This is a genomic window from Erwinia tracheiphila (assembly GCF_021365465.1).
Taxonomy (GTDB): Bacteria; Pseudomonadota; Gammaproteobacteria; order Enterobacterales; family Enterobacteriaceae; genus Erwinia; species Erwinia tracheiphila.
This window is the reverse complement of record NZ_CP089932.1, coordinates 688,526-703,694: the sequence shown is the minus strand read 5'-3', so window position 1 is coordinate 703,694 and position 15,169 is coordinate 688,526. Positions and strand designations below refer to the sequence as shown.

The 15,169-nt window shown below is 50.5% G+C and carries 9 protein-coding genes and 5 pseudogenes; 5 read left to right on the top strand and 9 right to left on the bottom strand.

All coding sequences use genetic code 11. The annotated features are described in order from the left end of the window. Positions 1-73: 73 nt before the first annotated feature. The gene (gene degS / locus LU633_RS03660; RefSeq protein WP_016190587.1) at positions 74-1,132 is read left to right on the top strand and encodes an outer membrane-stress sensor serine endopeptidase DegS; all 1,059 of its coding nucleotides are present in this window, start codon (positions 74-76) and stop codon (positions 1,130-1,132) included. Between the two features lie 38 nt (positions 1,133-1,170). Here degS and mdh read toward each other — a convergent pair whose 3' ends face one another. Then, positions 1,171-2,106 carry a malate dehydrogenase gene (mdh, locus tag LU633_RS03655; protein WP_016190588.1) on the bottom strand — a complete coding sequence of 312 codons (936 nt, stop codon included), beginning with the start codon at positions 2,104-2,106 and terminating at the stop codon, positions 1,171-1,173. Between the two features lie 415 nt (positions 2,107-2,521). Here mdh and argR point away from each other — a divergent pair, with 415 nt between their 5' ends. Then, positions 2,522-2,992 (top strand): transcriptional regulator ArgR, encoded by a 471-nt coding sequence (argR, locus tag LU633_RS03650; RefSeq protein WP_016190589.1) that lies wholly within the window; start codon positions 2,522-2,524, stop codon positions 2,990-2,992. Between the two features lie 412 nt (positions 2,993-3,404). After that, a pseudogene (locus LU633_RS03645) lies at positions 3,405-3,590 on the top strand (YdgH/BhsA/McbA-like domain containing protein); the annotation flags it as partial. 79 nt (positions 3,591-3,669) lie between these two features. On the opposite strand, the gene LU633_RS03640 reads toward LU633_RS03645, so the two are convergent. Both LU633_RS03640 and LU633_RS03635 read right to left on the bottom strand, forming a co-directional pair. Beyond that, positions 3,670-3,939, bottom strand: a complete 270-nt coding sequence (locus LU633_RS03640) for a barstar family protein (protein ID WP_016190591.1) — start codon at positions 3,937-3,939, stop codon at positions 3,670-3,672. 13 nt (positions 3,940-3,952) lie between these two features. Beyond that, a pseudogene (locus LU633_RS03635) lies at positions 3,953-4,160 on the bottom strand (aldehyde dehydrogenase family protein); the annotation flags it as partial. 22 nt (positions 4,161-4,182) lie between these two features. On the opposite strand from LU633_RS03635, the pseudogene LU633_RS03630 reads away from it, so the two are divergent. Continuing rightward, positions 4,183-4,962, top strand: a pseudogene (locus tag LU633_RS03630) (IS481 family transposase); the annotation flags it as partial. 61 nt (positions 4,963-5,023) lie between these two features. On the opposite strand, the pseudogene LU633_RS03625 reads toward LU633_RS03630, so the two are convergent. From LU633_RS03625 to aaeX, 4 genes and pseudogenes are all read right to left on the bottom strand, one after another. Next, positions 5,024-5,377 (bottom strand): annotated as a pseudogene (locus LU633_RS03625) (aldehyde dehydrogenase family protein); the annotation flags it as partial. A gap of 133 nt (positions 5,378-5,510) precedes the next feature. Beyond that, positions 5,511-7,469: a p-hydroxybenzoic acid efflux pump subunit AaeB gene (gene aaeB / locus LU633_RS03620; RefSeq protein WP_016190594.1), complete on the bottom strand. Its 1,959-nt coding sequence runs from the start codon at positions 7,467-7,469 to the stop codon at positions 5,511-5,513. Positions 7,470-7,473: 4 nt separating this feature from the next. Continuing rightward, positions 7,474-8,406 (bottom strand): p-hydroxybenzoic acid efflux pump subunit AaeA, encoded by a 933-nt coding sequence (gene aaeA / locus LU633_RS03615; RefSeq protein ID WP_016190595.1) that lies wholly within the window; start codon positions 8,404-8,406, stop codon positions 7,474-7,476. Between the two features lie 7 nt (positions 8,407-8,413). Continuing rightward, positions 8,414-8,617 (bottom strand): p-hydroxybenzoic acid efflux pump operon protein AaeX, encoded by a 204-nt coding sequence (aaeX, locus tag LU633_RS03610; protein WP_016190596.1) that lies wholly within the window; start codon positions 8,615-8,617, stop codon positions 8,414-8,416. A gap of 263 nt (positions 8,618-8,880) precedes the next feature. Between aaeX and aaeR the strand changes: the two are divergent. Next, a pseudogene (aaeR, locus tag LU633_RS03605) lies at positions 8,881-9,783 on the top strand (HTH-type transcriptional activator AaeR). 32 nt (positions 9,784-9,815) lie between these two features. On the opposite strand, the gene tldD reads toward aaeR, so the two are convergent. Then, the gene (tldD, locus tag LU633_RS03600) at positions 9,816-11,261 is read right to left on the bottom strand and encodes a metalloprotease TldD (protein ID WP_016190599.1); all 1,446 of its coding nucleotides are present in this window, start codon (positions 11,259-11,261) and stop codon (positions 9,816-9,818) included. An 83-nt stretch (positions 11,262-11,344) separates the two neighbouring features. Continuing rightward, positions 11,345-15,151 carry an AsmA2 domain-containing protein YhdP gene (gene yhdP, locus LU633_RS03595; RefSeq protein WP_040465485.1) on the bottom strand — a complete coding sequence of 1,269 codons (3,807 nt, stop codon included), beginning with the start codon at positions 15,149-15,151 and terminating at the stop codon, positions 11,345-11,347. Positions 15,152-15,169: the final 18 nt, after the last annotated feature.

The following is a 15,169-nucleotide window of genomic DNA, read 5'->3' as shown; positions in this document are numbered from 1 at the left end:
ATCAAGCGGGCACCTGCGTGTCCGCTTAACTCATGTTATTCTGCCTGCGTTCATTCACTCACCATTTGAAGCCATGCTCCCTAAACTATTGCGTTCAGTGCTCCTTGGCCTTGCTGTGTCTGGCATACTGCTGGTTGCGATACCGACGCTGAGAATCAGCAACGACCTGTTCTCGCACAAGGATGGTACCCCTGACGAAGCGCCTGTCAGTTACAACCCGGCGGTAAGACGCGCGGCACCTGCGGTGGTGAATGTTTATAACCGAAGCGCCAATGCGTCGGCTGATAACCTTGAGATTCGCACCCTCGGATCTGGCGTGATAATGGATGGAAGGGGTTATATTTTAACCAACCGCCATGTCATCAAGGACGCTGACCAAATCATTGTTGCGCTACAGGACGGCCGTATTTTTGAAGCCATGCTGGTTGGCTCTGACAGCATGACTGACCTTGCCGTTCTTAAAATTACCGCATCAGCCCTACCCGTTATTCCAATTAATGTAAAACGTACCGTTCACATCGGCGATTTGGTCATGGCGATCGGTAACCCTTATAACATCGGCCAGACCGTCACCCAGGGGATTATCAGTGCAACAGGACGCGTTGGGCTGAGTCCATCACGCTACCAAAATTTTTTGCAGACTGACGCTTCGATTAACAAAGGTAATTCAGGGGGGGCGCTCATCAATTCTCTGGGTGAGCTGATGGGCATCAATACGCTTTCATTTGATAAAAGTAATGACGGTGAAACACCAGAAGGTATCGGCTTTGCGATCCCTACCGCCCTGGCGGTAAAAATCATGGATAAATTAATTCGCGATGGGCGGGTGATACGCGGTTTTATTGGTATAAGCGGACGAGAGATCCCACAAATACACCGACAAAATGCCAGTCTGGATCATATTCAGGGAATTGTGGTTACGAATGTTGCTCAAGGCGGCCCAGCGGCTAAAGCAGGCTTGCAGGTAAATGATGTAATCGTAAACGTAAATAATAAACCTGCAATATCGGCGCTTGAAACCATGGATCAGGTCGCTGAAATTCGCCCAGGCACAGTCATTGAGCTCGATATTATTCGTAATGACAAAACATTGACGTTACCCGTTACGGTGCTGGAATATCCGGCAACGTAATGCGAGGCGGGCCAGCAGAAAGCTGACCCGAAAAGTATTTATTTAACGAAATTTTCGCCCAAAACAATATCGCCTTTCAACGTACTGAGCATACCTGCTAATGACTGCTGCTCATAAGCGCTCAGGTTACCTAAATCTTTTCGCTCTACGATGCCATTTTTACCCAGAAGCAGAGGCTGTGAGAAGAAACGTGCATGCTCGCCATCACCTTCAACGTACGCACATTCAACAACATTTTCTTCACCACTGAGCGCACGCACAAGAGACAGACCAAACTGAGCCGCTGCCTGCCCCATTGACAGTGTGGCAGAGCCTCCACCCGCCTTTGCTTCGACAACTTCAGTTCCGGCATTTTGAATACGTTTAGTCAAATCAGCAGCTTCCTGGTCAGTGAAACGTACACCCGGGATCTGTGAGAGCAACGGTAGAATGGTGACACCAGAATGGCCGCCCACAACAGGAACGTTCAGTTCTGCTGGATTTTTACCCTTCAGTTCAGCCACAAAGGTATTTGAACGGATAATATCCAGCGTGGTGACACCAAAAAGCTTGTTTTTGTCGTAAACCCCCGCTTTTTTAAGTACTTCTGCCGCAATCGCCACAGTGGTATTAACGGGGTTTGTGATAATGCCAATAAGTGCTTTTGGGCAGGTAGATGCGACCTGTTCAATAAGATTACGAACGATACCCGCATTAACATTAAATAAATCTGAGCGGTCCATACCTGGCTTACGCGCCACACCAGCGGAAATCAATACCACATCCGCCCCCTGCAACGCAGGTGTAGCATCTTCACCACTGAAGCCTTTAATGTGGACTGCGGTAGGAATGTGGCTCAAATCAACGGCAACACCTGGTGTGACTGGAGCGATATCATAAAGGGAGAGTTCGGAACCTGCCGGAAGCTGGGTTTTGAGCAGAAGTGCGAGGGCCTGGCCAATACCGCCAGCTGCGCCGAGAACTGCAACTTTCATCTTAAGCTCCTTATTATAGTAAATAGCAATCGTCGGTAATTTTTCTTATTATCGACAGTGAAGAATTGAGAGGCTACGGCGAATGAATCAATTCCTCTTCGCATGCCCCAAATTGGCCGCATTATGTCAAGAGATCATCACCGTTCATAGTAACTTGTTTTAAGCAGGCCATGACATCGCAATCACCATACCTACCAAAACAATATCATTATTATAACATGTCGTTCACTTTATCGGCGTTCTCTGACTACTGCACAGTTTGTTTTTTTCATTAAATTTTGTCAGACTGCCGTTCCCGATGCTATGGACAGTAACACCACAATTCATGTTTGCATAAAAATTCACCTAATTGCATAGTGATGCGATACCTCTCCGGTAGCAGCCGTTCTTTTCATTTTTTTTAAGTGGATATCTCATGCGCAACTCTTCAAAACAAGATGACTTGGTCAAAGCCTTCAAGGCCCTTTTAAGAGAAGAGAAATTCAGCTCTCAAGGGGAAATTGTGACGGTATTACAGGAACAAGGCTTCGAAAATATTAATCAGTCAAAAGTGTCACGTATGCTGACAAAATTTGGCGCGGTGCGTACCCGAAACGCCAAAATGGAAATGGTCTACTGCCTCCCCACTGAACTGGGCGTGCCAACGACCACCAGCCCGCTTAAAAACTTAGTGCTTGATATTGACTACAATGATGCCTTGATCGTTATTCACACCAGCCCGGGAGCAGCACAACTCATTGCCAGGATGCTTGACTCTTTAGGTAAACCAGAAGGGATTCTAGGCACCATTGCAGGTGATGATACGATATTCATCACGCCAGTAAGGCACACCAATGTTCGTAAACTGCTTGATTCGGTACTCATTTTATTTGAACAAGAGTTATAAGGAAGCCATATCCACGTTTACGGCAGATTTATCATCGTTTTTGTGAGTTTTATAGCGTTATCTGATTATTTATATTCCTCGCTTTATCAAAAAATAAGAATAATTGAGACTATATTGAGCACGGCGATATGAATTTTTCCCCGGTGGGTTTATTTTTAAATAAAGTGGTGCAAATTCAGGGGACCTCTTTAGCCATTAAATTTACGCCTCCTACAGTTCAATGCATGCTTCCCGGTGAATCGAGTGGAGGATTAACGATGGTTCATGTGAAGTATCTTTTGACAGTTTATTGATTTACAAATATCCAAATGGTTAACCATTATTAAACCCTTCATTAACAACATCAGAAAAACACCATCTCATTAATCATTTTTAATCTTAGCCTGTTATTTTTATAGCTTATAATTCCGTTAACGCAGAACAAGCACAAAATATGCAATCTGTCGGAATAATTAGCGTCAGTGGTGTAGCTGGCGCACAAACGGATATCAGAGAGGAACTTTCACAAAAAGCCGACGAGCAGGGCGCAAAATCCTGTCGTGTTATTGAGGCATATAACAACGACAACTATCACGCAACTGCTGAACGGTACAAGTAATTTTGTTTCGGCGATAAACTAAGCGAATGCAAAGTCTCTGCTGCCACTTTCTCTCCGCCCGGAAACTTTTTCCAGCACGTTATTTCAGGTTAAAGCAGAGTTGCCCCTCCTGCTCCTCTTCAGCCTCGTCAAAAAGCAGAATAAGTGCGCCATATCGCCGTCTTTGCACACTGGTCAGATGAATAAATTCAATTTCCAAAGGTATAGGTAACCTTCCCGATGCTATTGCATCCCATAAGGTATCCAGATCGCTGGCAGACAGGTCATTCAATGCAAAACACGCATTAAAGTGACGATAAAAATTGCCCTGATCGGTAATTTCTTTAAAATCGAAAGTCTCTTTTCTCATACCGCCTGCTCCATTTTGCAAGGGCAACCAGTGTAAACGCCGCAAGAGGCGTATTGTTCACGGGCTTAATTATCCCGGTACAGCCAGCCGCCAGCGCCGGACCTGATTTTCGCGTCAGCATAACCATTGGAAAATGCCACGGCGTAATGGCAACCACTACACCCACAGGCTCACGAGTAGCCAAAATTCGCGAAGCCAAGCTTTGCTGGTGGGCTAATCTGTATTCGTCGCGACGTGATCTGACACCGGACCAGTGATGAGCTGCGTAAAAAAGGCGTGTTTACCTCCGGCAGCGGCGTGCGCGCCATCTGGCAACGACACGACCTGGAGAACTTCCGTAAACGCCTGAAGGCGCCTGAGGAAAAGCTCGCCAGAGAAGCCATCGTGCTTACCGGTGCCCCAATCGCCGCGCTGGAGAAAAAAGGCGCATGATGATGAGGCCAATGGCGAAATCGAGACCGCTCACCCGGGCTATCCCGGGTCGCAGGACACCTTCTGTGCTGGCGATCTGAAAGGGTGTGGGCCGTATCTGCCCGCAGACGTTCGTGGATACATACCCGAAAGTGGCGCACTGCAAGCGGTATACGAGTAAAACGCCGAACACCGCCGCCGGCCTGCTAAATGATCGCGTACTGCCGTTCTGTGAGGCTCAGGGGCTGCCGGTGCTGAGAATACTGACTCGACAGAGGAACGGAGTACTGTGGTAAGGTGGAGCAGCATGATTACCAGCTTTATCTGGCCATCAACGATATCGCCCATACGAAAACGAAGGCGATGTCCCCACAGGCCAACGGCATCGGTGAGCACTTCCATAAAACGATTTTGCAGGATTTTTATCAGGTTACGTTCCGCAAGAAGTCATATGGGGAGCGGGAGAGCCTGCAAACGGATCCGGACAACGGGTTGTGGCATGACAATAATGAGCGGACTCATCAGGGGAAAATGTGCGGCGGGCGAACGCCAGTGGGCAGGTTACCTGATGGAAAACGTGTCTGTGCAGAAAAGGATCTGAACCGGATGTAATCCGACAGACACCTGTATAAATAACCGGTAACTGTCAGATCAGGTCTGAGCGGGTACAATTAATCTCACCATTAGCACGTTTAGCCTGCTCTGCGAACCATTGAATCAAACTGGCGGCGTATTCCACTTCACCTTCGGCTTCTTTCATCGGCTTGCCCTGCTCTGCCGTCATCAACCTTGCCAGCCAGGATTCGTTATCCAGTATCAGCTGGTACCAGCGACAAAGAACTTCACTGCGTTCTTTAGCGGTTTTAGCTCGCCAGACAGGGAATGCTTTCACCGCTGCATCAATGGCCCGTTCTGTTTCCGTTGTACCTGCATTAGCCACGCGAGCAATCACCTCACCGATCGCAGGATTACGTACATCAAATGTATTGGCACATTTTAACCACTGTCCACCGCAGAAATAACCGATTCAAAATAATTCATGGTCCTGAAGCGAGCTGCTCATCGTTTTCGCCTGCATGATTTGGCTTTGCAATAAGTATAGATGGCGGGAAAGAGAGCGGCATGACAAAGGAAAACCCGGTGCCGGGCTCCGGCATCGGTCAAATTTGAATCAGTGTGTTTTGATATTTCCTGAGCATTCCCGCAAGGCGGTGGACGGATTCGGTGACGCTGAATGGCGCATCGTAGTAGCATAGCTTTTCCTGATAGATGTCCAGTTCAGCCAGTAAACGCAGAAAAGAGTCGCGACGTTTAACATCGTTGCGTGCGGCAATCACGCGATCGGCCGTTTGCCTCAGCTGTTTATGAAATGCAGAGAGGTCGCTGTTCACCGGAATATCGGCATTACACAGGCGCTGATGACTGATAATCAGCAGCAGGGCAATGCGAAATTTATTGATATCGCCTGGAAACATATTCAGCAGCATGAACAGCTGGTGATAAAGCACTGGCAGATGATTTTCCCGCCGACGTGCCTGATTGGTGGTCATCGCAGATACGGCAGAATACATAAAACGGTTGAGCAATGTTCGGCCAGTGCGGGCTTTACTGTTATCACGAATTAACAAAATCACCAGAAGAGCCAGGAAACCGCCAATGGCCTGCCCCAGAGCGCTATCGAGAAAAGAGCTGACTTTGAAGGTCATCGGATTATCGAGGGTAAGAATATTAATGGTGCCAACCAGCGCCCCCAACGTACCGACCTGACGGCGCTGAATCAGCATTCCACCAATAAACGCCATGACACCCAGCGCAATACTGAGCAGTAGCATACTCTGCTGCGTAGCGGGCATGATCATCATGTAATAGAGCGAACCCAGTGGGATCGCGACGATCATGCCGTAAAGAAAATCCTTCACCATCATCAATGGATTCGGCATTCTCATCGCCAGTGCGGTGATCACCGCAATCATTACCATCGCGCCGCTACCGGAAGTCCAGCCGCTCCACAGCCAGAACAATGAGCCCGTGGCGGTTGCCACAAAAGTGCGTAATCCGTTAATTAACGCATGCCGGGATTCTGCGGAACGCATTTTGATCACTGGCTCGCCAGCCAGTACATCCTCTTCAATGCGGCTAATGCTGCTGTTGGTATGAATCCCTTTTAACAACAGCAGGTAGCGTGTTGCAGCGACCACCCAGTTACCAATAGTGACCGGCATATTTTTGGTGCCGCTGGCCGTGATCACCCGCCGCATAACCTTCATGTTCTTATGAACATCAGCGATGTTTTCCACCGGTTTTTCAAAAAAAAGATGAAATTGCGGCGGTATATATTCCTGCCGGGTATTCTGAATCAGATAGGTTTCACAAGCCTGAGTGATCAACGTGAGGGATAGCGTATTGAGCGCACGCATCCGCCGCTCAATCCTGTGCCATCGGCCCGATTCCATCATTAAATGGGTACGCATCAGGTTCAACGCCGTAGTGCGACGCACCAGCCCGGTCCAGGCTTTATCAACGTCTTCTTTTTCGCCAGGCGCGACGCAAACCTGCATCAGTTTATATTGATCGACTAATAACGCATCGATTTCACGATCAATATCCTGTTTGATTGAGCGTGGTGAAAACAACATGTCAGCCAGGATGGCACAAACAATGCCGATGATAATTTCGCTACAGCGTTCAATGGCAAACTGCGGAGCAAGCAGTACTGAACCATTGGCATTCACGCTAACAACAATAATCAGTGCGGTATAGCCGGCAAGCCCTAAGGCATAAGAGTTTTCAACCTTAATCAGCGATGAAAGCCAGACACAGAACCCCGTCCAGATGCAGCACAGTAACAACATTAACGCCGGAGCCCGGATGGTAGCAATCATGATGGCCAGAGCAGCAATACAGCCAAGGAAAGTACCAATAATACGCAGCATTCCCCGATGGCGCAGCGCCCCGGAGAACGGGTCGCCTCCTGCCGCAAATGCCGTTCCTCCGGCAACAATACAGGCGGTCATCACCGCCCAGCGTGGCGTCTCAAGATTAAAATGAAAGCCAATAAACAGCGCCAGTAAAATGGCAAATGTTATCTTCGCCGGAAACCGTAAACGATACCATTCCATACGATTAACCAAACTCGCGCAGACGTTGCATTAGTTTTATGAAGGCCGGTTTTTGCTCAGGCTGACGGTCTTGTGCACCTGTGACCACGACGGTTGCAGTGGTACCCGCAGGATAAAGATTGCCGGGCTGCCGATCGAGATGAATACGCACCGGTATGCGTTGGGCCAAGCGGACCCATTCAAGATTCGAGTCAATGGTCGCCATTCCTTTGCTATCCACCGTGCTGCTGCTGTTCGTTACCCCGGCAGCAACGCTATCGACAGTACCATACAGCACCTGAGTGCTGCCCAATGGTGTGATTTCGACACGATAGCCGGGGCGCACGCCCTTAAGCTTGGTTTCTTCCATATAGGCCAGGATGTAGAAAGTGTGCTGCTGAACCAGTGCGACGGCAGTGGAGCAACGCGTAATGAATTCACCACGATAAACGTTAAGATTAGTCACCCAACCGTCTGCGGGAGCCTTAACGACCGTGCGCTCCAAATCCAGTCTGGCTGTGTCGCGGGTGGCAAGGGCCTTTGCCAACTGTTGTTCACTGACCTGATAGTCATTATTGGCCTGATCGATCGCTTCTCGTGATATAGCCGACACGCCGAGTTTGTTGCGACGGAATGCTTCCCGGCGCTTTTCATCCAACAGCGCCTGGTAATAGGCCACATCCGCCTCTGCCTCACCCAGCGTCTGCTGGTAGCGAGACTTGTCGATGACAAACAGCACCTGATCTTTTTTAACCAGCTGGTTATCACGCACCTGCACGTCAGAAATTAAACCGCTAACGTCGGGGGCAATCGCTACCACGTCGGCAGTGAATTTGGCATCACGGGTCCATGGTGATTCAGTGTAAAACACCCATGCCTGGAAAATGACAATCACAGCCAGGATGACCAGAATGAGCGTTATGGCAAATCGGGAGATTTTTCTAGTTAGTGCTTTCACTATGACCTCAGACAAACAAGCGGGAAACCAGGTAGAACAGGCAGCACCAGAGTGCTGTATTGAACAATGCAGGGTGCCAGACCAGGTCATAGATCCCGGTAGGTGTGAGCAAGCGGCACACCAGCCAGAACAGCATCAGTGACACAATGATTTCAAAGAAAAGGGGCGGGAAAGAGATCCCAAATATGATGATAACCGGAAGCACGCTCATTTCTTATCCTTGTCAGTACATTACCGGGTGCGCTTTTCACCAAACTTCAACCACCTCCCATGGAGGGATGATCGTAACTGAATCACTTGATGATAAAATAGCCGCACTGCCTCTTAACCAACGCTGAATAAATAATAGCGTAATATGTCTGGCAGCTGGCGCGCTGAGTAACAGAATAGTGATCCGGCCGCGCTATAGTAACGCTATTGACTATGTGTTATCTACTTAATGTGCTCTAAATCACTTTTAAACCAGGGTGAATAATGGAAATGCTTAAGCGGATGTCGGTATTCGCGCGCGTGGTTGAACCTGGCTACTTTACTTCAGCAGCCTGCCAGCTACAGATAAGCGTTTCCGCCGTCAGCCAGATCGTCGCCAGACTGGAAGATGAGCTTCAGGTGAAACTACTTAATCGTAGTACAAGGCGCATCGGACTGACCGAAGCCGGAAAAATCTATTTTCAGGGCTGTCGTCGGATGCTGCCAGAAGCACAGCAGGTCCATGAGCAGCTTTGGGCATTCAATAATACGCCCGCAGGGACGCTGCGCATTGGAAGCTCGTCAACGGTGGCACAGAATGTGCTGGCAACCATGACAGCAGAAATGCTGCGAGAGTATCCCGGACTGACCGTCAATCTGGTGACCGGTATTCCGGCACCGGACCTGATTGCTGACGTGCTGGATTTAGTTATCCGTGTTGGAGCACTGCAGGATTAAAGCCTGTATTCCCGGAGACTGCGTACCCTGCCGATAGTGGTGTGTGCCGCAAAAAGCTACCTCGCGCAGTACGGTACGCCAGAAAAACTCTAAGATATCAGCAACTTTTCATGGCTTGAGTACATCGTCCGGCCCAATAACGATTTCGAACTGACCGCGCCGGAGGGCATGTCGATTCATCTTTCGCCACTAATAGATTCACAAACGCTTATCCGCTGGCTGGTTGCAGGAAATGGCATCGCCTGTGTTCCGCTGATGTGGGTGATTGATGAGATTAACGCCGGAAAAATAGAAATTCTGTTTGCCCATTATCACGCCAACCCTCTCCCGGTATACGCGCTGTACACTCAGAAAGACAAGCTGCCGCTAAAGGTACAAGTCTGTATTAACTATCTGACGGACTATTTCGATAAGGTGGCGGAATTTTACCAGGCGTTTCGGGCTGGTTAAACGGGGCATGGGTTCCCCGTTGACGCAGTGAATCAGGCGGTGCCGCCCACGGTGATTTTGTCCAGCTTCAGCGTTGGCTGTCCGACGCCGACCGGCAAACTTTGCCCTTCTTTGCCACACACACCAACACCTTTGTCCAGTGCAAGGTCATTACCCACCATTGAGATTTGCTGCATAGCCTCAATGCCGGAACCAATAAGCGTTGCCCCTTTCACCGGTCTGGTCACTTTACCTTTTTCAATCATATAGGCTTCAGAGGTCGAGAAAACAAATTTACCGGAGGTGATATCAACCTGACCACCACCAAAATTGGGCGCAAAAAGTCCGTATTCTACGCTTTCGATAATATCCTGGGGAGTTGACTTCCCGGCAAGCATATAGGTGTTAGTCATGCGCGGCATGGGCAGATGCGCATAAGATTCCCGGCGACCATTACCAGTAGGGTTAACGCCCATCAGCCGGGCATTCAGCTTGTCCTGCATGTAGCCTTTCAGAATGCCATTTTCAATCAGTACGTTGTACTGCCCCGGTACGCCTTCATCATCCACCGCCAGTGAGCCACGCAAACCGTCAAGGGTGCCATCGTCGACTACGGTACACAGCTCCGACGCGACCCGCTGTCCCAGCTGCCCGCTGAAAACTGACGTCCCGCGGCGGTTAAAATCACCTTCCAGCCCGTGGCCCACCGCTTCATGCAACAGAACACCGGGCCAACCAGCACCCAGCACCACAGGTAAGGCTCCGGCTGGTGCGGCTACCGCACTCAGATTGACCAGCGCCATACGAACTGCTTCTCGCGCCCAGGCCTCTGCACGCATTTCGCCCGATTCATCCGCCAGGAAAAATTCATAGCCAAAACGCCCGCCGCCGCCGCTGGCACCCCGCTCGCGCTTACCATCCTCCTCTGCCTGAACGCTGATAGAAAGTCGAACCAGAGGACGGACATCCGCCGCCAGAGTCCCATCCGTTGCCGCAACCAGCACCATCTCATAAATGCCGCTCAGGCTGGCACTCACTTCCTGTACTCGCTTATCGGCAGCACGCGCAACGCTATCCACGCGGTGTAACAGCGCAATTTTCTCTTCCCTCGTCAGGCTTTGTAGTGGATCGGCAGACGGATACAACTGGCGATTCACCACAGCACCGAGCATATGCGATTGGCCATTTCCCTGCTCACGAACAATACTGCGGGCAGCGCTGGCGCTTTGCGTTAGCGCTGCAAGCGTAATTTGATCGGAATAGGCAAAACCCGTTTTCTCACCGCTAACGGCACGAACACCCACACCTTGATCAATATTCCACGAGCCGTCTTTGATAATGCGATCTTCCAGAACCCAGGATTCATGGATACTGGATTGAAAATAGAGATCGGCGTAATCCAGCTTGCGTTCAGATAGCATGCCAAGAAGGGAAAAAAGGTCGGCTTGATTAATATTGTTAGCAGTCAGCAACCGCTCACTTACCAGATTCAGACTCATGTATTCTCGCTCATTTGGGCGGAGCCAGCCTCGACTGGCAATGCATTTCTATAGCCTGCGGCAATTCACCGGCCACGTCAAATTCACTTCGGGCTGTTTTCTCTTGGCTTGCGCAGCACTTCATCAATCTTTGGTTTATCAATGGGGCCGGAAATATGGTAGCGGAGTACGGAGATCTTATTCCAGAGTGGGCCAAGCACCTTGCTGGCAGCAAAGACCGCCGCTCCCACCACCGGATTGACGGCAAAAGCCGCAGCCACGCCAACCGTGGCAGAAATTGCCGGCGCAACCACCGCTTCCATATTGATCTCCCGCCGGACAAGATCAACCTGCCCCTTCATGGCAATATCGGCTTCAAGACCATCAACCAGCAGGTTATCCGTCCGCAATATCCCTTTATCAATCCATGCCGTACCGTTGATGGAATCGAAATAGAATCCCTGGCTGAAGGTATCGGTGAAATCCAGTCGCAATTTACGCAGTAGCGCATCCACGCTGACCAGGCGGAGCAGCTGTGCTGCGCGTACGGTATCCACATCGGCAATCTGGCCCGCACCAAGATGAGATTTCAGAACGCCACTCAGGGTAGCTTCAGAGGGCGGCCAGGGCGCAGCCTGCCAGTGCAGATCGTAATGAAGGTTAAAAGGAGAATCCCTTAGCGGCGTGCTCATACCAAACCAGTTCATCGCATCGTCGATCTTCTTGCCACTGAACACACCTTTGAGTGCCGTGCGCTGCTCGCCCGGGCGGTTAACCCATTGTCCGGCAATACTCAGCCGGGCACTGCCACTGTCAATCAGACCATTTTGTAAGGTCAACGTATCACTGTCATGGGTAAGATTTCCCTTGATATGGCCGAAATTCTGCCCGCGGAGCCAGCATTCATCACAGGTCAGATTCAGCGCAGGCCAGTTGCGGAAATTGATTGCTGTAGTATCCCAGGTAAAAGGGAAACTACCTGCTTTTGCTGACCACTGCGGGTTGTAATAAAGATAGTTAACGTGTGCAACCCACGGAGAATGTGAGTTCATAAGCAGCTGACCTGCAATCTCTTTGCCTTTCGCCTGGATTTGCATATCGCCATTCATCGTCTGCACCAGGGTGGTATCAAGTTCATGCCAGTCCTGACCACCCAATGTGAGTACAGGCGTTCTCAGGGTGATGTCCCCCGGTAAATAAGAACGGCTCTTAGCGTTTCCTTTAATCCCGGACGCATTTCCCGATCCCAGCAGCGCAAACCAGGCCTGTCCGTCCAGCGGTGGCAGGTTCAGGATCATACCACCAGATGCAGGCAGGGCTGGGGTTTTCGAGGCGGCGTTTTCCCAGATCCCTCGTCCGATACGCAATTGCTTGCCCAGAAGCCACTGGCTGTTGAAACGATGGCTGTCTGCAATGACACCGCTCAGATTAAAGGTATGCAGGTTGCCCCTGGCGCTGATTTTGATCGGCATTGCTGCCCCGCTGTCTTTATCCAGTGGCGGTGGTAAGTAACTGCTGACGTTCTGCATATCGCCCGTCAGCTCTATCTGATAATCCGCGCCTCCGCCGTGCGGCAAAGTGATTTTTACATTACTTTGCCAGCCCGCATTGCCCGCCAGTTTTTTTCTAAGCACAGCAGGCACGATATCCATGTTGCCGGGGTGCCAGTCTCCATTGAGGTCAACACCTATCTGATAGCCTTTTTCACCTTCATGGGTATTGAAGGTGACCTTAAGCGGTTGTCCAAACCAATTGCCTACCAGCGGCCCACTTTGCAGGTTGCCATTGTCATAGGTAAAGCGTCCACTGAGCTGCTTAACCGTGCTTTTCAAGGGTTCAATACGTAGCTGGTTATTGCTTAAATTAACATCGCCGATCGCGCTGACCTGTTCCCCGTCCAGCGGAATGTTAAGATGTAAGTGACCACCCACATCACCACTGATTTTGAGTTGATTCAGTGCCGCGCCAAGCGTGTTTTTTAATGGCGTCTGATTAAAATAAGTGCCGACATCAGAGCCTTCACTCTGAATATCACCATCAATGATCAGCCGTTCTTTAAGATAATCCGGGATGACGGCTGAAATGTTTCTGGCCTGCACATTACCAAGTTTTGTCTGGTCAGCTTTCATAAACAGCCCGTCATTCACAAAATCCAGGTTGATATCCAGGTTTTTCAGATCGGGCCAGCCGGGCTGAAACTGAAAGGTCCCCTGCCTGAGAGGCACCCATACCTGGAGCAGACCTTCGTTGTTTTTAAAGGGAAAGAGATGGGGATCGCCGGCGAAAATCAGCGAAGCGTTCTGCACCTGCCCCCCTTTGATAGCACCGCTAAGATAGTTAACCAGCGCGGTACCCATCAGCGGCTCGGGAAAGTAGCGCCATGCATCGCCACCGTCCGTGACGTTAATACCCGCCAGAATATCCAGCCTGGGCGCAGTGTTCTCAGGCTGCGTCCAGTGGAAATCCCCTTTCGCCCACAGGGAACGTGCTTTGACTTCCATTTGATGACCGGACATTGTCAGATTATGCGAATCGCGCTGCCAGTTTACCGTACCACTGGCATGTTCTATTTCCAGCGGTGCACGAAACATGTCGCCATAGGGTAAACGGGCATCATTGAGCACAAAGTTCAGCTGCCCGTCCGCCAGACTTCCGCTGGCAGAACCACTGAGATGCTCCATACCCGGTATCAGTTGCCAGTGCTGCCAGCTAAGGTTATTCCAGGTGGCCAGGAAACGACTTTCATCGAGCTGCTGGAGGGGGATATCGACGGCCAACGTTTGTAGCTGACCACGCGGCTGTAAGGCGCGCCAGTTATCCAGCAGGCCTGGAGAAAGTTTAGAAAAGAGCGGAATCAGCGCATCCAGCCGGTCAAGCTGTAAATGGGTTGCACGAACGCGGACTTCCTGATGATGGTCCAGTCCGGGTAGCAGGCTGTCTTCCGGTAGCCATAATAGCGAAAACGTGCCAACCGGCCAGGGTTTATCATCTGTAGACAGCCTGGTTTGCGGCACATCCAGGCGCCACCCTCCGTTAAATAGGGAAACGTGCGCGGTCATATGCTGAATAGCCAGTTGATGGGACTTTCCATCACCCTGCCACTCAGCGCTGCCCTGGGTTAACACAACATCACCATCATAAATTTCCCCCTCCCTGAGACTGAGCCACCCAGCCAGGCTAAAACGGGCGCTTTTTAACGAGGTATTATCGCGCATCCACTGGCCTAACCAGGGTTTCACATCAACCTCATCGGCCTGCATCCATGCCCGTCCAGTGTCGAGATAACCGCGGGTATCGCTAAGATCGAGACGAACCTGCACCACGCCATGCTGCCCGGTAAAGCTGGAAAGACTGACTAAACCTTCCGCGCGATGACGATTTTTTTCGTTTAGCCAGGTGAGCTGTGGAATATCCAAATGAGCACGCTGGCCTGACGGCGTAAGAAAGCTTACCTGACTCTGGTGCAGATCAAAGTGGTCAAACTGCCGAAGAAAGAGATCGCTTAACTGACCGGGCCTGAACCGCGCTTTGTCATTAGTGTCCGTACTCAGGGGGGTGTTGGTGACAAGATTGAGGTTATAGAAAGTAAGATTACGAAACTGCCAGCGAAAATGCAGTAATGATTGCCAGACATCGAGTGCCAGCGTCACCCGACCAATTTTTAAATCGCCCCCGTCTTTCAAACCCACCTGAATGGTTTTGATATCCAGAACAGGACCAAAATTTTCCCACTTACCGTTCAGCTCGCTGAACTGTACCGGCATGCCTGTTGCAGAAGAAATACGCTGCGCAATGGTTTCGCGCCAGCCGTTCATATGCGGCATCACCAGGCGCAGCCCACTGACTAACAGCGCGGTAAGCACCACGATAGTTGCTGTGGTGTGTAGCAGGATCCTCGGCAATCGCCTCACACGCTTCTCCTTGCCTTC